15 protein-coding genes are annotated in these 20,104 nt (G+C 63.6%); 4 read left to right on the forward strand and 11 right to left on the reverse strand.

Annotated elements, in window-relative coordinates; all coding sequences use genetic code 11:
- Window positions 1-66: 66 nt before the first annotated feature.
- Genes ACP7EW_RS17545 through tagH form a run of 11 tightly spaced genes read right to left on the reverse strand, consistent with a single transcriptional unit; the run spans window position 67 to window position 15,992 of the window.
- Window positions 67-1,776, reverse strand: coding sequence for a formylglycine-generating enzyme family protein (locus ACP7EW_RS17545; protein WP_426218573.1), 1,710 nt, complete (start codon window positions 1,774-1,776; stop codon window positions 67-69).
- Window positions 1,769-2,953, reverse strand: a complete 1,185-nt coding sequence (locus ACP7EW_RS17550; RefSeq protein ID WP_426218575.1) for an ABC transporter permease — start codon at window positions 2,951-2,953, stop codon at window positions 1,769-1,771. Before ACP7EW_RS17550 ends, ACP7EW_RS17545 begins: the two co-directional genes overlap by 8 nt.
- Entirely contained in the window at window positions 2,953-3,657 is a 705-nt protein-coding gene (locus ACP7EW_RS17555) for an ABC transporter ATP-binding protein (RefSeq protein ID WP_426218577.1), read from the reverse strand. Before ACP7EW_RS17555 ends, ACP7EW_RS17550 begins: the two co-directional genes overlap by 1 nt.
- Entirely contained in the window at window positions 3,657-6,617 is a 2,961-nt protein-coding gene (locus ACP7EW_RS17560) for a serine/threonine-protein kinase (RefSeq protein ID WP_426218579.1), read from the reverse strand. Before ACP7EW_RS17560 ends, ACP7EW_RS17555 begins: the two co-directional genes overlap by 1 nt.
- On the reverse strand, window positions 6,614-7,333 hold the full coding sequence (locus ACP7EW_RS17565) for a PP2C family protein-serine/threonine phosphatase (RefSeq protein ID WP_028618488.1): 720 nt from the start codon (window positions 7,331-7,333) through the stop codon (window positions 6,614-6,616). Before ACP7EW_RS17565 ends, ACP7EW_RS17560 begins: the two co-directional genes overlap by 4 nt.
- Window positions 7,334-7,987 (reverse strand): type VI secretion system-associated protein TagF, encoded by a 654-nt coding sequence (gene tagF / locus ACP7EW_RS17570; protein WP_133075575.1) that lies wholly within the window; start codon window positions 7,985-7,987, stop codon window positions 7,334-7,336.
- Window positions 7,984-11,484, reverse strand: a complete 3,501-nt coding sequence (tssM, locus tag ACP7EW_RS17575) for a type VI secretion system membrane subunit TssM (protein ID WP_426218581.1) — start codon at window positions 11,482-11,484, stop codon at window positions 7,984-7,986. The genes tagF and tssM overlap by 4 nt, the downstream gene beginning before the upstream one ends.
- The gene (locus tag ACP7EW_RS17580) at window positions 11,481-12,770 is read right to left on the reverse strand and encodes a DotU family type VI secretion system protein (RefSeq protein ID WP_426218583.1); all 1,290 of its coding nucleotides are present in this window, start codon (window positions 12,768-12,770) and stop codon (window positions 11,481-11,483) included. Before ACP7EW_RS17580 ends, tssM begins: the two co-directional genes overlap by 4 nt.
- 6 nt (window positions 12,771-12,776) lie before the next feature.
- Window positions 12,777-14,111: a type VI secretion system baseplate subunit TssK gene (gene tssK / locus ACP7EW_RS17585; RefSeq protein WP_426218586.1), complete on the reverse strand. Its 1,335-nt coding sequence runs from the start codon at window positions 14,109-14,111 to the stop codon at window positions 12,777-12,779.
- An 18-nt stretch (window positions 14,112-14,129) separates the two neighbouring features.
- Window positions 14,130-14,639 carry a type VI secretion system lipoprotein TssJ gene (tssJ, locus tag ACP7EW_RS17590; protein ID WP_426218588.1) on the reverse strand — a complete coding sequence of 170 codons (510 nt, stop codon included), beginning with the start codon at window positions 14,637-14,639 and terminating at the stop codon, window positions 14,130-14,132.
- Window positions 14,640-14,696: 57 nt separating this feature from the next.
- The gene (tagH, locus tag ACP7EW_RS17595; RefSeq protein ID WP_426218590.1) at window positions 14,697-15,992 is read right to left on the reverse strand and encodes a type VI secretion system-associated FHA domain protein TagH; all 1,296 of its coding nucleotides are present in this window, start codon (window positions 15,990-15,992) and stop codon (window positions 14,697-14,699) included.
- A 394-nt stretch (window positions 15,993-16,386) separates the two neighbouring features.
- On the opposite strand from tagH, the gene tssA reads away from it, so the two are divergent.
- The 4 genes from tssA (at window position 16,387) to ACP7EW_RS17615 (ending at window position 20,032) form a co-directional block, all read left to right on the forward strand.
- Window positions 16,387-17,406, forward strand: a complete 1,020-nt coding sequence (gene tssA, locus ACP7EW_RS17600) for a type VI secretion system protein TssA (protein ID WP_178951073.1) — start codon at window positions 16,387-16,389, stop codon at window positions 17,404-17,406.
- Window positions 17,407-17,460: 54 nt separating this feature from the next.
- Window positions 17,461-17,967 carry a type VI secretion system contractile sheath small subunit gene (gene tssB / locus ACP7EW_RS17605; RefSeq protein WP_010207547.1) on the forward strand — a complete coding sequence of 169 codons (507 nt, stop codon included), beginning with the start codon at window positions 17,461-17,463 and terminating at the stop codon, window positions 17,965-17,967.
- 2 nt (window positions 17,968-17,969) lie between these two features.
- Window positions 17,970-19,466: a type VI secretion system contractile sheath large subunit gene (gene tssC, locus ACP7EW_RS17610; RefSeq protein ID WP_010207548.1), complete on the forward strand. Its 1,497-nt coding sequence runs from the start codon at window positions 17,970-17,972 to the stop codon at window positions 19,464-19,466.
- A 77-nt stretch (window positions 19,467-19,543) separates the two neighbouring features.
- Entirely contained in the window at window positions 19,544-20,032 is a 489-nt protein-coding gene (locus ACP7EW_RS17615) for an Hcp family type VI secretion system effector (protein ID WP_005792512.1), read from the forward strand.
- Window positions 20,033-20,104 lie beyond the last annotated feature (72 nt).

Consider the following 20,104-nt stretch of genomic DNA (forward strand, 5'->3'; position numbering starts at 1 on the left):
GTTTGACTTGCCCAGCACGGCCCACCGCCGCCTGAGTCCCTTCCAAGCTCGCCATACAGCCAGCGCTCATCGCTGACCGCTCGCTGCGAGCAATTCCTTCAAGATCGTTGCCGGATCGGCCCGCTGTTGCTTGCGGTAGTTGCCGACATGGCGAACGAACAGTGTTGCGCGCGTCACCAGGCTCTTGCCGAGCACCGGCTTGCGATCCAACTCTTCCTTGATCCGTTGAAACTGCGCCTGGATCACCGCATCGGTGTAACGCGTGCCAGTGGCCAGGTTGTCGATATAGATCGCCACGGCGCCATCGAGGGCGCTGCGACCATTGGCAATCGCCATGTCGAACAGCTGCGCGCTGGCCTCGTCCTTGTTGTCCAGGGACTGTTGGCGGCTCTTCTGCAGGTTGGCCAGGCGGATGTTGTAGTTGGCGATGGTTTCGGCCACCAACGCGGCCGACTGGATCAGGTTACCCGCCGCCTCTTCGCGTTGCTGGGCGATCAGCGAGACGTTGCGCTTGAGCTCTTCGTTGACCAGCCCCAGCTCGGCTTGCAGCTTGGGGTCGGCGCTGGCGGCGATGATGCTGTCCAGGCGTTTGGTCGGGTCCTGGGCGTCGTCAATGGCATCGGTGAGCGCGGCCAGACGGCCTTCTTTCTGCCACTGGGCGAACAGCTCCTTGTAGCGCGAGCGCGGCGCCGACAATGCGCCAATCGCCACGCGGAATCCGGTGGTCTCGTTGCTTTGCTCGGTGCCATCGGCGGCGAACAGCGGGTACTCGCGGCGCATGCCGGTGAATAGCGTGCCCTCGCCTTCCAGGTAGTTGCCACCCTTGACCACAAAGCCGCCGTAGGTGCCCTGGCGACGCCCGGCGTGCACCAGTTGGAAGGATTCCTGGACCATCTCTGCGGCGTTGCCGATCACGTCGAACAGACCAATCGGGTTGGGCAATTTGGTGCCGATAGGCATCAGGCGCGCGGCCTGGCCGGTACCGCCGGCGACCTGGTTGAACACGGCGTAATCGCCGAGCGGGCCGTCGCTGTCGCTGCCTTCAGTGCGGCGCGGGAACAGGCGCCCTTCCAGGTCCTGGCGGCTGACGGCATGACCGCCGCGCGCAGCGAACTCCCACTCCACTTCGGTGGGCAGGCGCACAAAACCGAGGCCACCGTCATCCGCCGAAGAACCGCGTCCGCTGACCGGCAGCAACTCACGGTGGTATTTCATCAACCAGGCGCTGTACACCGCCGAGAAACGCTCGGCCTCAAAGCGCGACAGCTTTACCTTGGGCAAACGCCCGGCCATGCCGGTGGGCGCGTCGCACGCCGGCGCCGGCTCACCGCTGGCCAGGGACTGCGCCTGGGACATTACCTGGGCGTACTGGCGGGCAGTCACTTCGTACTTGCCGATGAAGTAGAGCATGGGCTTGAGCGGGGTCTTGGCGTCGGTCTTCGGCATCAACGGCGCGATGACTTTGTTCCAGTCTTTGGGCAGGTCCTTGAGGGTGAACTGGCCATTGATGAAGTCGCGGCGGTAACCGGAAATGAATGACTGCTGATAGCCCGCCTCGCCTTCGGCAAAGGGGTAGCCGAGGCTGATCTCGCGGTCATCCAGGGTGCCCTGGGCCAGCACGTAGGCGTAGCGGAACACCATGTTGCCTTCGCACGGCAGCGGCAGGCTGACGTCGCCTTCCAGTGGCTTGGGGTTATCGAGTTTGTCACTCGCCTCATCGGCCCAGGCCAGCGAGGCCAGGCTCAGCGCCACACAGGCGCCCAGTAACTTATACATCTCTGATTCCTTCAGAAGCCTGGATCCGCGCCACTCGCCAACCACCACAGGCCGCCGCCATGGCACTGACGCCCATGATTGCAACCAGGGCCAGGCCATAATGACGCGCCAACAGGTGACTGGCGTGTTCACCCGGCACCTGCACAAATAACCTGTTCAACGCCGCCTCGGCCACGCCATACAGAGCGCCACTGAGCACGGCGGCGAAGCCAGCGCTGTACAGCGCCTGCACCACCACAAACAGCAACAGCCCACCGGTGGAAAACCCCAACAAGCGCAACACCGACAATTCCCGACGCTTGCGCGCCACCGCGGCCAACGCCCCAGCGAAGATCGCTGCAAACCCTCCCGCCAATGCCAACCCGCAGATCACCCAGAACACGATCGACAGGTTGCGGCTCAACGACTGCACCTGCGCGATGGTCTGCGCCTGGGTCGACACCAGCAGGTTCTGCCCGGCGAAAAACACCCGCAGCGGTTCCACATCAGCGAGGCTGCGCGCATACAGGCGAAATGCCGGGTACACGCGTTGTTCACTCACACCGACCGCTTCACCTTCCCAGCCCAAGGCCGGTACTGCGCGGCCATCACGGTAATCTTCTGCGGCTTCCAGCAATTTCAAATCGGCCAACAATCCGTCACGGGCAAAAGCTTCCAGCGGCAATACCGCCAGCACCTGCAAGCGCGTGCGCTGGGCCTCGAAGCGCCCTGCTACTTGCCGCGCAAAACTGGCTTCCAGCCAATCCCCCGGCCGCGCCGCCAGCTTCTCGGCGGCGGTGTGGCTCAGCACGATCTGGTCCAGGCCCTTGGGCACCGGCAGACCCGCCAGCAAGGGATCACCCGAAGCGGTCGGCAGCATTTCCAGGGCCAAGGCGCCCACCTGCGCGGTCGCCGCAATTTGTCGCGTGCGCGGCAGTGCAAACGCCACATCGCTGCGCTGGCCGAGTTGCTCGATAAAGGCGCTGCTGAATCGACCACCGCCCAACGGAATAATTTCACGGGTGGCGGGGTCGGTCTGTAAACGTTCGGTCAAACTGCTAACCAGTCCAAATTTCAGGCCGAATAACACCAGCAACGGTGCAATGACCGAGACCAGCGCAAGCACCGAACAGGCCGACAGCCAGGCATCGTTGCGATAGTCCTGCCAGGCCAGCGACGCCACCAGACCAAGGCGCATCAGCACACCTCCCCGAGGGTCGCGGTGACGCCGCCGTCGGTGTCGCGACGGCAACTGATGCGCCGCACCTGTAAGCCGCTGGCGCGGGCCAGGGGTTCGTCATGGGTGGCGATCACACAGGCGGCACGATGTTCGCGCGCCTGGGCCAGCAGCGCCTGCATCACGCGCTCGGCGTTCAAGGGGTCGAGGGAAGCCGTCGGCTCGTCCGCCAGCACCAGTTGCGGCGCATGGGCCAAGGCGCGGGCACAGCTGACGCGCTGGCGTTGACCCACCGAGAGCGCCGCCGGTTTCTTGGCCAACTGGTCGCTGATCTCCAATTGCTCGGCCAGACGCGCCACGCTGCCGTCGTCCTTCAAGCCCAGTAACTGCCGGGATAAGGCGATATTGCCGCGCACATCGAGAAACCCCAGCAAGCCGCCGGTTTGCAGCACATAGCCCAGATGCTGGCTACGCAGCGCGGCCAGCGTGGATTGCTGATCACCGCGCCACAATCCGGCAATGTCCTGCTGATGAAATTCAAACCGCCCGACCTGATCCGGCGCCAATACCAGCGCCAGCAAATCCAGCAAGGTGCTTTTGCCACAACCACTGGGCCCGACAATCGCCAGTTGCTCACCCGCACGCAGCGCCAGCGCCGGAATCACCAGGCTGTAGCGCTGGCTACCGACGCCCCGACTCTTGTGCACCGCGTTCAAATTCAGCATTACGGCAAGGTCGACAACGGCACGCGGTACAACGCATCGCCCGGCTCGGCATCGCCGAAACGGACCCAGTTGGCCAGGTCATTGTGGAAGGTTTCGTAGAGGCGGATCTTCGAGTCCAGCTCGTCGATGAAGTCTTCCTGCTCGGCCACGCTCAACGACAACCATAGGTCCTGGGTCATGTTCAACGACTTGCTGCGGTACGGCAGGCCTTCCAGGTATTCACCGAGGATGCCGCCGTCGGCCAGGTTGCCGCCCTTGCGCAGGGCTTGCGGGTCACGGCTCATGTAGGCCGAGGCGCTGGCGATTTCCTGGAAGAAATCCTTGGGTGAAGTCTGGGTCTTGCGCGCTGCATCAACGATCAGTTTCAGCGACTGCTGCAGGTCATTGAGCTGCAACTTGGTCAGCATCACACACACCTGGAACGCCGGCAGTGCCGGGTTGGTCAGGTCACGGTCGGCGGTCCAGGCGCTGACCAGTTGTGGCGCCTGGCTCGCGGTTTTACGCCCGAGGAAATCCATGTGCATGGCATAACCGACGGCAGCGGACTTATCCGCCAGGCTCGGCGCGCTGTTCAGCAACGGCACCGGCTGCGGCGTGTTGCTGCGCACCTGATGCACGAGGTTGGCGAACACCGTACCGATCTCATCCACACGCTCTCCGAGTTTGCGCACATCGCCACCGGGCACCGCCGTGTAGAGGTCACCGATCTGGGGGTTGGCGTCGGCGGTGAGGATGCGGTACTGGCTCTCGGCGCCGGCATGGGTTTTCTTGCCGGCGTCGGTGCGCAGGTGCAGGGCGTAGATCTTGATCTGCTTGCCCAGCGCAGCCTGGCGCACCTCGGCTTCGTTCATCTGGGTGGCGGCGAACGGATCGCTCTTGCGCAGCGCGCCGGCATCGGTGACCAGCAGGATGATGCGCCCGCCATAGCCCGACCAATCCATGCCGTCCACCGCCTGCATCACCCCGGCGAACGCGTCTTCGTTGAACGAATGGCTGGACACGGTGGACGCCTTGACCTGCCGCGCCATGTCGAGGAAACGTTGCGGGTCGCGGCCTTGGTCGAGGGTGATCAGGGTCTTGGCGACGTATTCCAGGCCAGGGGTTTTCTTGATGCTGCTGCGAAAGCCCACCATGCCGAAGCTCACGCTGTCCAACTCGCCACGCTCGCCGATGCGGGTTTGCAGTTCGTGCACCACGTCGCGGATCTGGTCGATATAGGGCTGCATGGAAACGGTGGTATCGACCACCAGCACAACCGCCGTGCGGAAGGCGTCGGCATTGGCCTTGATCACCGGCGTCGAGGGCTTGGCGGCCGCGCTGCTGCCGGGGTCGATGGAGGCCACATTGAGCAACTGCACCGGCTGGCCGTTTTCGTCGAAGGTCTCTTTGGAATCGAAGATCGGCAGCAGGTAGAACTGATTCTGCGGCACCGCACTGGCGGTTGGTTCCAGGGCCAGGATCTGGCTGTTGTCTTCACTGTTTTTCTGCGCCTTGGCCAGTACGCCTTTGGCGGCGGTCGGGTCAGCCAGCAGTTTTTCCACTTCAGCGGATTGGCGCAGGAACATCACCGGCGCCCGACCCGAACGCTCGGTGAACTTCAAGACCAGGCTCTGCTTCCAGTCGCTGACCTGGGACGCAGGCAACCAACCATCACTGCGGCCATCGGTGGCGGCGCCGACGCGCACCCAGGGGCTGCCGTCAACGTCTTTGCGCTGGTAGACGTAGAGCACGGAAAACGCCGGCAAGGCCTTGCCCGGCGCATTGCCGGCGTCGGTTGAAAGCTTGGCGCCGGGTTTGCTGAGGACGCGCTGGAACAGGGTTTTCTTGCCTGCCATCAGCAACGGACGCTGGCCGCCATCCACTTCTGCCACAGGCGGCGCCACTGGCGGCACAACCACCGCAGCCGGGGGTTTGACCACAGGTTCATCGCTGCCGCTCAACCACCAATAACTGGCACCACCAATCGCCAACGCAACCGCCACCGCAACCGCGGCGAGTGCCAACACCGGCCCACGGCGCTGCTCGCTGTGCTGGGTCGGCGGCACCACCGGTTGGCGCACCGGCTGGGGTTTCTCGGTGGGGATCTCGATGGATTCCGGAGTGATACCCGCCAGATCAAAATTCATCGGGATCGGCAACGGCCGCACCAACGTAGCCTCTGGCGATTCCGACGGCAGGTTATCCAACGCCCGCAACAACGCCGCCGCATCCGCGAAACGCTCCGCCGGATCCTTGGCCAACAGCTTGCGCAGCACCTCCTGATAACGACCGTGGTGCACCGGCAATTCGGGCAGCGGTTCAGTCAGGTGTGCGAGCGCCGTGGAGAGCGCATCGGTGCCGGTATAAGGCAGCTTGCCAACGAGAATCTCGTACAGCACCACGCCCAGCGCATACAGGTCGGCGCGACCATCAATCTCCTGACCCCGCGCCTGCTCCGGGCTCATGTAGCTCGGTGTGCCTACGGCAAACCCGGCCTGGGTGAACTGGGTGCGGTCATCCAGGGACTTGGCGATACCGAAGTCCGACAGCACCGCCGTGCCGTCGGCGCGGAACAGAATGTTCGCCGGTTTCACATCGCGGTGCACCAGGCCCTGGGCATGGGCATAGCCCAGCGCAGAGGCGATCTGGCGGATCAGCGTCACGCCCTGCTCAGGCGTCATGCCGGCGGCGATGCGCTCCTTGAGCGTGCCGTTGGGCAGGTATTCCATGGCCATGTAATACAGCTCACCGACATTGCCGATGTCATGGATGGTCACCGTGTGCGGGTGCGACAAGCGCGCCAGGGTCTTGCCCTCGCGCAGGAAGCGTTCGCAGAAGCTCGGGTCAGCCGCCAATGCCGCCGCCATCACCTTCAACGCCACCTTGCGCTCCAGGGAGCGCTGGGTCGCCAGGTACACGCTGGCCATGGCGCCTTCGCCGATCTCGCCTTCGATGTCATAACCGGGAATGACGATGTTCATGCCGATACCTTCACGACGATGGCGGTGATGTTGTCCGGCGCACCCCGGTTGAGCCCCAGGTGCACCAGGCTGCGCACGATTTCATCCGGCGTGTCGTGGCCGAGGACTTCGCGGATCTCATGGTCTTCGACGGTCTTGTTCAGGCCATCGCTGCACAGCAGATAGCTGTCACCGGGGGCGATCAGCAGATCGACCACCGCCAGTTCCAGGTGCGCTTCCACGCCAATCGCACGGGTGACGATATTGGCGCGTGGATGGGTGCGGGCGTCGGCTTCGCTGAGCAGACCGCTGTCTTGCAGGTCTTGCACGTAGCTGTGGTCGCGGGAGATGCCTTCAAGCACGCCGTCGCGCAGGCGGTACAAGCGGCTGTCGCCAGCCCACAGGCAAACGCCGCGCAGGCCACGGGCGGCCAACAGCACCACGGTACTGCCCATCATGGTCACGCCACGGTGGGCGGTTTCTTCGCGCACGGCGGCGTTGATGCGCAGCAGGTCGTTGCGCAGCGCCGCCGTGTACTCATCCAGCGAGCGCCCCACTGGCACGCTGCGCAGGCTGTCGACGATCAGGCTGCTCACATAGTCCCCCGCCGCATGCCCGCCCATGCCGTCGGCCACCACCCACAGGCGGTTTTCCGGCAGGTCAAGGCAGGCGTCTTCGTTGACCTGGCGAACCATGCCCACGTGGCTTTTGCTCGCGGATTTGTACGTCGACCCCATCTACACCACACCTTCTTGTCCGAGCAAAAACTGCGCAAAATCGCCGGCGGCAGGTAGGCCCTGACACCGCAACAAACCAGGGGAAATCGTCTGCGAGCCACGGCCCCACCATAGGCTCGCGCCTTCGCAGGCCTGTTCGGCCAGTGCGTTGATGCGCCCGTGAGGCACGGTGGCGGCCACCCGTTGCAGGCCGGCGAAACGGCCACCCACCGCGCGCGGCTCGCCCGCCGGAAAGCCCAGGCTGTCGAGGCCGTCATTGAAATTTTCGAAGGTGGCACCGGCATCCAGGGTGCTGAGCAGCAACGCTTCGGCCTGCTCGAACCAGGTGTCCGGCCCGCCCACCAGGGACGCAGGATTGGTGTCGTGATCGAGCAAGGTCACCACCGCCAGCGGGAAGTAACGCCCGACCCGGTCGATGCTCGGCATCACCACTCCCGCCGCCGCGTCCGGCCCGCACACGCCCGGCGCCAGCACAAAGCGCCACAACGGGCTGACCAGGTAGGTGTTGAGCCAATCGCCGCCGAGGCTGTTCTGACTGGCAAGCAGACCCGCCGCCAACCAGCTGTCCCACGGACCGATGAAACTCTGGGGCAACGCGCGGCTGACGAAGTCGCCACGGCTGGCCAACTTGCCGTAGAAACCCAAGGTCGTCATAGCCGCTCCGGCAGGCTGAAGCCACTGAGCACGCGGCTCTTGAACGGGTTGAAGGCGCTGTTGGCGCGCAGTTCGTAGGCAATGCTCGCACCGTCGACACGCAGGCGCAGGTTGAAGCGGTCCGGGGAATTACCAGCCGTAAGGTCCGATTGCTCCAGCAGGCGGAACCAGGCCCACGGCCCGTCCAAAGTCACGCCGGAACGGCCACTGGCCGAGGGCGGCATGATGGAGATACGCACCACGCCAATGCTGCCGGGGTTTGGCCATTGCATCGCCACTGGGCGGCTGGGGCCGTGGTCGTAGCTCAATTGCTGGCCGTCCAGGTCAAGCAGAAACTGAGTGATGGTCGGGTCCATCGACACCGGTTTGAGTTCGAAACGCACGATGGGCTGGGTGCCACCCGAGCGGAAGAACGCATCGCGGATCGTCGCTGCGCGCTGGAAGGTTTGCAGCACGCCCGGAGCAATGCCGAGCTTCTGCGCCGCGCCCGGCTGCCAACGCCAGGTCTGCGCGGAGGTGTCTACGTAAGGCTGCAGGTATTTGCGGAAGTAGTTGTCCATCACTCCGCCGACGCCGAAGAACATGCCGAAATCATCCAGCGTCGCGTCTCGCGCACTGCCCGGCGACATCGGGTAGCGACCGGCCAGGGACTGGCGATACACGTTGACCACTTCGCTGACCCAGGCCGCGTTCAGTTGATTGCGTACCCCGCCCATCATGCTGTTGGTAGTGGAGTTGACCACCGACTTGACCATGCCCTGCACCAACGGCGGCTGGCGCTCGGCATTCAGGCTGACACGCGTGGCCGCGGCCGCCGCCTGGTTCTTCGCCTCGCCGAGCAAGGCATCACCGCTGGCGCCGACCATGGCGCTGACCTGCACATACAGCGCGTTCATGTCGGTGAGCAGGCCGTCGATGGCCGCTGGCTCGCCTTCATGCTTGCTGACGATGCTGTTGAGTTCGGCAAAGTGCGCGGTCACCGGATCATCCGCCGCCGCCGGTGCATTGGCGCTCGGTTGCTCCTGGCCAAGCAGGCTGCCCAGGCGCTCCTTGAGCTTGTCGACGCCGCCTTCCACCGGCACGCCTTTGGCGGCCAATTGGCGCTCTTCGGCTTGCAGATCGGTTTCCTTGGCGACCGCCACCAGCAGTTTTTTCAGCGGAGAAGTCGGGCCGGATATCACCCGCAACACGTCGGCCGCCTGGGCCACGCTGGTGATCGGCACAAAGTCGATGTCCGCCAGCAAGGCGTCCCACTGACGCTGGTAATCCTGGAAATACAGGCGGCGTACGTCGGCGGCCAGGCTCACCACATTCTGCTGGTCGGCCTGTTCATGGCCCAGCACCCATTGCTCTTCGGCCAGGGTGCCGGTCTGGTTCAGGCTGCTCAGCAAAAACGCTTGGCGATAACCCTTGGCGGTGAAGAACCCACTCAACGGCTCGCCCAGCGGCTTGCCACTTTTGCGGCTGAACACCAGCGCCGCATCACGGCCGGCGGCTTCGTTGAGGCGGAAGTCCGGGATGCCTTCAGGCAGTTTCTGGCGCTTGACCCGGTCATACACGCGCTGGGCCACCGGCAGCTGTTGCAGCTGACGACGCAGGTCATCGATCAGTCGCGGATCCAGGCGCGCATTGGGCGGATGACGTTCGAACAACGACTGCAAGTGCCCGGCCAATGCCTGGCGCTGATCGGCCGGCAGGTCGCGGGGCAGGTTGCGGTCCCAGTCGAGAGCGATCCAGGCCTTGATGAAGTCCGGGTCGTAATGCTCGGCATCGGCGAGCATCAGGTAGGCTTTTAGGCCTTCGTAGAGGAAGTCGGAATTGCCGCCGCCGTGCAGTTGCTCTTCGATGCGCGTCACCAGGCGTGGCGCGAACACGGCGATCAACAGCTTGCGGTAGACGCTGGCGGACTCGGCTTCAAGCATGTCGCCCTGGTACAACCCCAGGCCTTCGGACCAGCTCGGCGAGTCGCCGGCCAGGTTCTTCACCGCGTTGAGCAATGGCAATACCGCGAGGATGTCACGCTGCGCCGGGCTCAGGTTCTGCACGGTCTGGCCCAGCGGCGCGACCTTCTGATCGACCTGGGCGATATACGCCTGGTTGGCGCGGTAACTCACCCACCACAAACCGCTGACCACCACGACAGTCGCCACGGTGGCGGCCAGCACGCCGCGTGCAATCCACTTGCGTCGGCGCTCGACCTTGGGGTTCACCCCGACCAGTCCACGCTCGGCAAACGCCACGGCGGTGAAGAGTTTTTCGATGAAGTAACTGCGCCCTGTGCCGCTCTGGCGCGCCAGGTGCTGGCGGTCCAGGTTCATGCTCTGGGCCATTGCGCCGATCAGGCGGTCGATCGGGCTGCCTTCCTGGGTGCCGCTGGTGAAATACACACCGCGCAGCAGCACGCGTTCTTCAAAGGCATTGGGCTTGAACACACCTTCGAGGAAGCTTTGCAGGCAATCCTTCAATGCGCCGAACTGCTGCGGGAAGCCGTAGATCAGGTCGCGCCGCGCCGGGTCGCGCTCCTGTTGCAGGCGTTCGACCAGACGTTCGTTGAGGCGCTGTTCCAGCCCGGCGAATTCGCTTTGCAGGTGCGCCAACGGGCTGTCACTGTTTTTGCCGTCGTCCAAGGCAAAGGTCATGCCCCACACCTGGGCGCGTTCTTCCTTGCTCAGGTTGTCGAAGAACTCCATGAAGCCCGGCACCAAATCGAGCTTGGTCAGCATCAGGTAGATGGGAAAACGCACGCCCAGTTGGGTGTACAGCTCCTGGATACGCAAGCGGATGGCGGCGGCGTGGGCGGCGCGCTCGGCGTCGCTGCCGAGCAACAGGTCCGACAGGCTGATGGCGATGAAGGCACCGTCGATAGGGCGGCGCGAGCGCTGCTTTTTCAGCAGGTCGAGGAAGCCCAGCCAGGCGGCTTTATCCACCGTGGAGTTGCTGTCCTGGGTGGTGTAGCGGCCGGCGGTGTCGAGCAACACGGCTTGATCGGTAAACCACCAATCGCAGTTGCGCGTACCGCCAACACCCCGCACGGCACCGGCGCCCAACTGCGCGGCCAGCGGGAAATGCAGGCCGGAGTTGACCAGTGCCGTGGTCTTGCCCGAGCCCGGCGGGCCGATGATCACGTACCACGGCAGCTCGTAGAGGTTGCGGCGTTCATCGCCACCCAGCTTGGCTTTTTTCAACAGCGCCAGGGCCTCGTCCATGCGCTGGCGCAGGGTGGTGAGTTCTTCGGCGGTGGCGACGCTGTTCGGGTCTGCCGGGGTTTCGGCGGCCAGGCTGCGCATCACCTCGGCGGCCTGACGCCGCGCCTGGATGATGCGGAACACGCGGTAGGCGATCCACACCGCGAACACCAGGATAATCAGCGCCCAGCGGCGACCTTCCGGCACCAGCACGTCGAGCAACGGCCCGACAAACCAGATGATCAGGCTCAGGGCGATCAGGCCTAGCACGGGGATCACCCAGCGAATCATGAAACTGAAAAACGCCTTCACTCGACGCCCTCCGCCAATACGGTGATTTCAACCCGACGATTGCGGGCGCGGCCTTCTGCGGTGGCGTTGGTCGCCACCGGCTCGGTGTCGCTGCGCCCTTCTGCGCCGAAGCGCTCCGCCTGGCCGGTCTTGGCCGCGAGGATGTCCAGCACCGACTTGGCCCGCGCCTCGGACAGCGCCCAGTTGGACGGGAAACGCAACGTGGCAATCGGGCGGTTGTCACTGTGCCCGGTCACGCGAACCTGGCCTTTGACTTTGCGGATGGCGTCGGCGATGCGCAGCATCAGCGGTTGGTAGTCATCGACGATGCTGGAGCTGGCGGACGCAAACAGCTCGTCGCCACGGATGGTCACCACCGAACGGTCGACCGCATCTTCCACGGCAACGCGCCCGGCCTTGATGTCTTCCACCAGGAAACCGGCCAGGCGTGGACGCTCGATGACTTTGGGTTGTGCCACCGGGCGGTCGATGGCCTGCACCGGAATTTCGCCCAACGCGTGAATGTTCTTGAACACCGGCTCGGCATCCGACGCCAGCTTCATGCGCAAACCAAACAGCAGCGCCAGCAGCAACGCCAGGCCGATGGCCACGGCGATCCACGGCGGCATGAATTGCGCGAGGCGATCCCGCGCCACGGTCACGCCGCGCCAGTGTGGCGACAGTTCACGTTCGTGTTCGCCACGGGCGCTGCGAATGGCGGCGGCCGTGCGCTCGCGCAGGGTTTCCAACTGGCTGCGACCGTCATTCATCACGCGATAGCGGCCTTCGAAACCCAGGCACATGCACAGGTACAACAGTTCCAGCAGGTACAAGCGTTCCCGTGGGCTCTGCAGGCAATGATCGAGTAACTGAAAGACTTTTTCGCCGCCCCAGGCTTCGTTGTGCACGGTGATCAACAGGCTCTGTTTGCCCCAGTCACTGGTGCTGCCCCAAGGCGTGCTCAACACCGCTTCATCCAGCGCAGTGCACAGCGCGTAACGGGCCAGCAGCACTTCGTTGCGTGCAATGCCGGCCGCTTCGGCGCGCTCTTCGAACTGACGCAGGTAGGCCAGCAATTGCGCACGCAGGCTGGCCGGCGCCGGGTGGGCGATGGTATTGCGCAGGCGCGTCAGCAGGGCCAACAACGGGCCAGCGGCGCTTTCCAGCGGGTTGAGGCCCTGGCTCTTGCCGGTGAGCATCGGCGCGGCTGGCATGGCCAGCGGCGAAGGTTCGGCACGCGCAGGTTCCGGCGCCCGGCCCCCCGGACGCGGCATGAACTGGGTGCGGTCATCATCATTGGGATGCATCGCGGATTATCCTCGGATCGCCCAGAAGGCCAGGTTCAAACCCGGGAACTGCCCGGCGATGTGGAAGGCAAAACCACCGGAGTTGCCCAGCTGTTGCCAGGCCTCGCTGCCGCGATCCAGCTCGTAGTAGGTGGAACCTGCGTGGTACGGCAATTGGCGCGGCGCCACGGGCAGAGGCAACAGGGTGATGCCCGGCAGTTGCAGGTTGACCAGGTCGCGGATGTGTTCCACCGAACCGACTTTGCTCTGCTGGCCGAAGCGCGCGCGCAGGGTTTCGCCGGGAACATCGGCACGCACCACCAGGATGAAGCTGGCGTTGTCGAGCAGGGTCTTGTCGGCCAGCATCGCCACGTGGACGCCGTAGGCTTTCTCGACAATCGGGATTGGCGTGGCCTTGCTGTCGATCAGCATCGACAGCGCTTCACGCAGGGCGGCCATCACCGGGGCAAAGCTCAGCGCCAGGTCGTCGTGCTGGTACTGCGGGTATTCCTGGGGACGGCGGCCTGAGGTCGAGAAGGTGGAGAACTCGCCGGCCAGGCTGACCAATTCACTGAAGAAGCGCTCCGGGTGCAGTGGACTCAACTGGCTCAAATGCTGGATCAGCGGTTGGGCGCGGTTGACCAGTTGCAGCAGCATGAAATCGGCAATCTCCGACGCGCCACCGGCGCCCGAAGCGACCACGCGCCCCGCCAGGGCTTCTCCGCGCTGATGCAGCAGGCCGAGCAGTTCGCTGCGGAATGCGGTCAGCGGCTTGCTCGCAGCGACGTCCAGGACCGGCGGGATGTAAGTGTCGTCGAGTACCAGCGCGCGGTCGGCGCGTTTTTCCTTGATGCGCACCAGGCCAATAGCGGCGTAATCGCTGATGCCATCCTGGGCGGTGAGCAGGCGCAGGGCGCGGGCGCCCAGGGCCACCGGGGCGCGGTTTTCAAAGGGTGCGTTGTCGTCACGCACCTCGCGAACCTGGCTCACATAACGCGCCGCTTCCAGGGCCTCGCCCTCCTCCACGGTATCGCGGGCGCCGGCACGCTTGAGCGGCAGCGCCAAGTACACCAGGCCGTCGCGCAGGTTGTCATCGATGTTCAGCGGGCTCGGCGCCAGGTCGTCCTGGGGAATGTTGAACGGTGTGCCGTCGGGCAACAGGCCACGCGCCGAGACAATCGCCAGCTTGCCCTGGGCCAACAGGCCCTGGTCGATCAGCAGCTCGGAAAAGCCCCAGGCCCCGGCAGACAACGGGCGGCTGCGGGCGTCGATCAGGTTTTCCAGGTAACGGTCATGCTGCTGGAAGTGCTGCGTTCCGATGAACATGCCTTCCGACCAGACCACGCGATTGTTCCAGGACATGGGGGCTCCGATTGCTTCTTATTGGGCAGGGCTGGATGGGGTGACCACGACGTCGGCGCGCACGGCACGCACATCGAGGCTGATCTGGTATTCGGTGTATTGGCGCGCGGACACGTTGATCACCGTGCGCCATTGCGCGCGGTCCAGCTCGCGATAGCCCACCAGCAAGCCGATCTGGCGTGTGGACGGGTCGAGGTCGCGCTGGAGGCTCAGTTGCTCGCCGGGCTGCACCATCACTTCGTCCTGGTCCAGCAGGTCCAGACCAAGGGTCGATTGGGCACGGTCGGCCAGGGCGAAGTAATCGGACCGGGCAAAGGTGGCGGCGTTTTTCAGCTCGAAGATGCGCACCCGCACCGGCGCGGCCTGGCCGTTGGCGCCGGGGTTGAGCCCGCTGATCGCATGAAAGTGCAGCTCGACGGCGGCCGTCTCTGCTTCGGCCTCAGCGGCTGTTTCGGGTTTGGCGGCGTCTTTGGCACACGCCGTCAGCAGCAGCAAGGTGGCGGCTACGAGTAAAAACCTGGGAATCATCCTGCGTCCTCAATGACGTACTTAGCTATCCGTTAATCCATGTGTTGCGGCGCGGGTTTACCGACGCTGTCGTGCGCTGTGCTCTTCGTAGGCCCGGCTGAATTCACGGCCGAACAGGTCCTGGAAATCTTCCTGGGCCTCGCGGGAAATATTGCTGTAGAGCTCGGTGAACTGCTGCCAGTACTGGGCCTGGCGTGAGCCGTTGAAAATACTCGAGAGCCCGCCGGGCTTGCCCATGCGCTCTTCCAGTTGCGCCGGTTCAAAGCGCGTGAGCAGGTGTTTGATCGCCGCTTCCACGCCGGCCATCACCGCCAGTTGGTGGGCGCGTAGATCGTTGAAACTGTCACGCACGGCGGCATCCGGCGCCATAAACGCCTGGTTGCCGTGGCGAAGCAAAAGCAGTAACGCTTCGTCAGCATTCGGGGCGAATTTCAACGGATTGTTTTCAGCGGGCTGGATCATGGTCTGCTGCATGCGGAACTCGCCCTTGAGGCTGGCGCGGGCACGCAACACGTCGATCAGGCCTTCGACCATCAGGCGATAACTGCGGCCGATGTTTTCCATCTGGGCCTCGGCCTGGGCTTTGTCCAGACGCAGTTGATCGAGGCCGGCGCCGCGCAGGAAGGCTTGCAGCAGGTCGGGTTGCTGAGTGTCTGTCACAGGCTCGACCGCAGGTGGCGGCGCAATGACCGGTGCGGGCTGTGGCGCGATGGGCGCGGGCGTGTCGCCAAACAGGTCCCAATCTTCGGGAATCACCGAGCCTGAATCCACGGGTTTCTCGACCGCAACCGGCGTCGGTGGCCGGAAGTCATGCTGCTCGGACGGCACGTGGTCCGGCACAGTCGGCGGCGGCACGGCGGTGGGGCTGAGGAAGTCGAACAGGTCCGGCAACGTGTCCATCGACGAAGCGCCCTGGAACTGCGGGGCGATCACCGGCACCGGCGCAGGCTTGCTCGCCACGGCGCCCATCAGCGCTTCAAAGCTGTTCGGTGAGTCGCCGGCAAACGGCTGGCTGTCGACGGCCTGCACGTTGAAGTCGATACGCGCCTGGATCTCGTAATCGCCGATGCGGATCAACTCGCCATCTTGCAACAGCTCGCTATTACCTCTACGCAAACGAATACCGGCGTTAACCAACTCCACTCCGTTTGTACTGTTATCCGTTAGATAATAACGGCCATCTTTGTATTGAATAACGCAATGTTGCGAGGAGACCAGGCGCTCTGGGTCAGGTAATACCCAGTCATTATCGGAACTGCGGCCAATAGCCATCGAGCCCTGATTGATGGACTTTTCGGAGCACTGCCCAGGGGTAATCTTGTGATAACTAGTGATAGTCAAACACAGCGACATCTTGCCTCCTTGCTGATACTTCGCGCGCGGTCGATTCCCAGGACAGCGCCTCCCGGGATATCGCCATCAGGTCGAGCAATCGACCGTTTAAAACCTGCCAATGCCAGCATGATCGCTGATCTTAACTGGGCTCTATGACAAAAATCCTGTCCCGGTGCGTCGTTCGACCCACCAGTCGCGCAGGTTGTTAAGCACCGCACATCTGTCACAGAGGGCGAATAGCTTACCTTGACAAGGCGTAAGTACTACACCAAAAATGCACAACTTCTTGAATACCAGTGATGGCACATTAGTGGCATCTCGCTTATATGACCAAGAAAACATGCAAAGTTCCTCGCGTAACTAATGCATGAATTGCCCGCCATCTAACGGGCTGATAGGGAGATCAAATTCAGTGGATGTGCCGTTGCTGCTCACCGCCGTTTCCGCGACTTCGCCGTGTGGCGAAGACATGGAATATGACGCGCAATTTCTGCAATTGGAGCGTGATGCCAAGGGCCAACCCGAGCGCAGCATGGGCGACTCCATCCTGCCCGCTGAACCGCCGGAATGGCGCAGCATCCAGCAGCAAAGCCTCGACTTGCTCGCGCGCAGCAAAGACCTGCGCATCACCCATTTCCTGCTGCAAAGCGCCCTCGCGCTCCAGGGTGTAGCGGGCCTGGCCGAAGCGCTGACGCTGATCGACGCGTTGCTGCGCGATTACTGGGCCGACCTGCACCCGCGCCTGGATGCCGACGACGACAACGACCCCACCGTGCGCATCAACGCCCTCACCGGCCTGACCTGTGACACCAACATTCGCTTACTGCGCGAAAGCATCCTCACGCGTTCGCGCACCTTCGGCCCCGTGAGCCTGCGCGCGGCGCTCAACGCCAGTGGCCTGTTGAGCTTCCCCGACGAGCAACTCGGCGCCCAGCAGCTCAACGCCGCGTTCCTCGACAGCGACCCCGAGCACCTGCAAGCCACCCGCGACGCGCTGATTGCTGCGCGTGCGGCGTGTGAAGCCATCGAACGGCAGGTCAACGATCAGGTCGGTTCCGCCCAGGGCGTGGACCTCAGTGCCTTGAAGCAACCGCTCAAACAAGCGTTGCAGATCCTCAATCAAGCGGTGCCCGGCACCGACAGCAGCAGCGAACCTGAGGCCGTCAGTGACGACAATGCCCCCTCGGCCGACTTCGCCGCCGCCCCCGCAGCACCGCGCCCGGTGGGCGATATCGCCAGCCGCGACGACGTGCTGCGCAGCCTCGACAAGATCCTTGCGTACTACACCCGGTACGAGCCTTCGAGCCCGCTGCCGGTGCTGTTGAACCGGGCCAAGCATCTGGTGCACGCCGACTTCGCGGCCATCGTGCGCAATCTGATTCCCGACGGCATGTCCCAATTTGAAAACCTGCGCGGCCCGGACGGCGAGTAAGCCGCCCGACAGTGCAGTAACAACACCGTCGCTCAAGCGACCAGGAGCAGCAACGTGGCGAAGCAAAGTTCTCAGAAATTCATCGCGCGCAACCGCGCGCCTCGAGTGCAGATCGAGTACGACGTCGAGCTTTACGGCGCCGAGAAAAAGGTCCAGCTGCCCTTCGTGATGGGCGTGATGGCCGACCTCGCCGGCAAGCCCGCCGAGCCTCTGGCGCCGGTGGCCGACCGCAAGTTCCTTGAAGTGGACGTCGACAATTTCGACTCGCGCCTCAAGGCCATGCAGCCGCGCGTGGCGTTCCACGTACCGAACGAACTGACCGGCGAAGGCAACCTGAGCCTGGACATCACCTTCGAAAGCATGGACGACTTCAGCCCGGCCGCCGTGGCCCGCAAGGTCGATTCGCTGAACCAACTGCTCGAAGCCCGCACCCAGCTGGCCAACCTGCTGACCTACATGGACGGCAAGACCGGCGCTGAAGAAATCATCATGAAGGCGATCAAGGACCCGGCACTGCTCCAGGCACTTGCCAGCGCGCCGAAGCCTGCAGGGGATCAGTAATCATGACCGACAATACCGCCCGCGAAGGCAGCCAGATCCTGGGTGCCACCGAAGAAGCCAGCGAGTTCGCCAACCTGCTGCTGCAAGAGTTCAAACCCAAGACCGAGCGTGCCCGCGAAGCCGTGGAAACCGCCGTGCGCACCCTGGCCGAACAGGCTCTGGCGCAGACCGACCTGGTGTCCAATGACGCGATCAAGTCGATCGAATCGATCATCGCCGCCATCGACGCCAAGCTGACCGCCCAGGTCAACCAGATCATCCATCACCAGGATTTCCAGCAGCTGGAAAGCGCCTGGCGTGGCCTGCACTACCTGGTCAACAACACCGAGAGCGATGAGCAGCTCAAGATCCGCGTGCTCAACATCTCCAAGCCGGACTTGCACAAGACCTTGAAGAAATTCAAGGGCACCGCGTGGGACCAGAGCCCGATCTTCAAGAAGATGTACGAAGAAGAATACGGCCAGTTCGGCGGCGAACCTTACGGCTGCCTGGTGGGCGACTACTACTTCGACCAGTCGCCACCGGACGTGGAACTGCTGGGCGAGCTGTCGAAAGTCTGCGCCGCCATGCACTCTCCGTTCATCGCTGCGGCCTCGCCGACCGTGATGGGCATGGGCTCGTGGCAAGAACTGTCGAACCCGCGCGACCTGACCAAGATCTTCACCACCCCGGAATACGCCGGCTGGCGTTCCCTGCGTGAATCGGAAGACTCGCGCTACATCGGCCTGACCATGCCGCGTTTCCTGGCACGCCTGCCGTACGGTGCCAAGACCGACCCGGTGGAAGCGTTCGCCTTCGAAGAAAACACCGACGGTGCCGATAGCTCCAAGTACACCTGGGCCAACGCCGCGTACGCGATGGCGGTGAACATCAACCGTTCGTTCAAGCACTACGGCTGGTGCTCGCGCATCCGTGGCATCGAGTCTGGCGGTGAAGTGGAAAACCTGCCGGCGCACACCTTCCCTACCGATGACGGTGGCGTGGACATGAAGTGCCCGACCGAAATCGCCATCAGCGACCGCCGTGAAGCGGAGCTGGCGAAGAACGGTTTCATGCCGCTGTTGCACAAGAAAAACACTGACTTCGCTGCGTTCATTGGCGCCCAGTCGCTGCAGAAACCGGCCGAATACGATGACCCGGACGCCACCGCCAACGCCAACCTGGCCGCACGCCTGCCGTACCTGTTTGCCACCTGCCGTTTCGCCCATTACTTGAAATGCATCGTGCGCGACAAGATCGGTTCCTTCAAAGAGAAGGACGAGATGCAGCGCTGGTTGCAGGACTGGATCCTCAACTACGTGGACGGTGACCCTGCGCACTCCACTGAAACCACCAAAGCCCAGCACCCATTGGCGGCTGCCGAAGTGATCGTGGAAGAAGTCGAAGGCAACCCGGGTTACTACAACTCCAAGTTCTACCTGCGCCCGCACTACCAGCTTGAAGGGCTGACCGTGTCGCTGCGCCTGGTATCGAAGCTGCCTTCGGCGAAAAGCGCGTAAGCATCCTGATCTGAGTGCGCCCGGACAGGGAGCACTCAACACCAAATATCGTGGCTGAGACCACACAGGGAGAAAACATGGCTGTTGATATTTTCATCAAGATCGGCGACATCAAGGGCGAGTCCATGGACAAGGCCCACAAGGACGAAATCGACGTGCTGAACTGGAGCTGGGGCATGGCCCAGTCCGGCAACATGCACGTGGGCGGTGGCGGCGGCGCGGGCAAGGTGAATATCCAGGACCTGTCGCTGACCAAATACGTCGACAAAGCGTCGCCGAACCTGATGATGCACTGCGCCAGCGGCAAGCACATCGACAAGGTCAAGCTGACCGTGCGCAAGGCCGGCGGCGAAAGCCAGGTCGAGTACATGGTGATCAACCTGGAAGAAGTGCTGGTGACTTCCCTGAGCACCGGCGGTTCGGGCACCGATGACCGCCTGACCGAGAACGTCACCCTGAACTTCGCCCAAGTGATGGTCGACTACCAGCCGCAAAAAGCCGACGGCACCAAAGACGGCGGCGCGATCAAGTTTGGCTGGAACATCCGTTCCAACACCAAGCGCTGATAGCCCTTGAGGCCGTGGCTTCGCGCCACGGCCACAGCCCACTTGTCCCTCTCACACCCCGTCCGTGGAGCC

Source organism: Pseudomonas sp. DWRC2-2 (assembly GCF_049897885.1).
Classification (GTDB): domain Bacteria; phylum Pseudomonadota; class Gammaproteobacteria; order Pseudomonadales; family Pseudomonadaceae; genus Aquipseudomonas; species Aquipseudomonas azotoformans_A.

Coding starts and splice junctions, on each gene's coding strand:
- tssC (WP_010207548.1), top strand. CDS start 17,970: ATGACCGACAATACCGCCCGCGAAGGCAGCCAGATCCTGGGTGCCACC.
- ACP7EW_RS17565 (WP_028618488.1), bottom strand. CDS start 7,333: ATGGGGTCGACGTACAAATCCGCGAGCAAAAGCCACGTGGGCATGGTT.
- tssK (WP_426218586.1), bottom strand. CDS start 14,111: ATGTCCTGGAACAATCGCGTGGTCTGGTCGGAAGGCATGTTCATCGGA.
- ACP7EW_RS17550 (WP_426218575.1), bottom strand. CDS start 2,953: ATGCGCCTTGGTCTGGTGGCGTCGCTGGCCTGGCAGGACTATCGCAAC.
- ACP7EW_RS17555 (WP_426218577.1), bottom strand. CDS start 3,657: ATGCTGAATTTGAACGCGGTGCACAAGAGTCGGGGCGTCGGTAGCCAG.
- tssJ (WP_426218588.1), bottom strand. CDS start 14,639: ATGATTCCCAGGTTTTTACTCGTAGCCGCCACCTTGCTGCTGCTGACG.
- ACP7EW_RS17545 (WP_426218573.1), bottom strand. CDS start 1,776: ATGTATAAGTTACTGGGCGCCTGTGTGGCGCTGAGCCTGGCCTCGCTG.
- ACP7EW_RS17560 (WP_426218579.1), bottom strand. CDS start 6,617: ATGAACATCGTCATTCCCGGTTATGACATCGAAGGCGAGATCGGCGAA.
- ACP7EW_RS17615 (WP_005792512.1), top strand. CDS start 19,544: ATGGCTGTTGATATTTTCATCAAGATCGGCGACATCAAGGGCGAGTCC.
- ACP7EW_RS17580 (WP_426218583.1), bottom strand. CDS start 12,770: ATGCATCCCAATGATGATGACCGCACCCAGTTCATGCCGCGTCCGGGG.
- tagH (WP_426218590.1), bottom strand. CDS start 15,992: ATGTCGCTGTGTTTGACTATCACTAGTTATCACAAGATTACCCCTGGG.
- tagF (WP_133075575.1), bottom strand. CDS start 7,987: ATGACGACCTTGGGTTTCTACGGCAAGTTGGCCAGCCGTGGCGACTTC.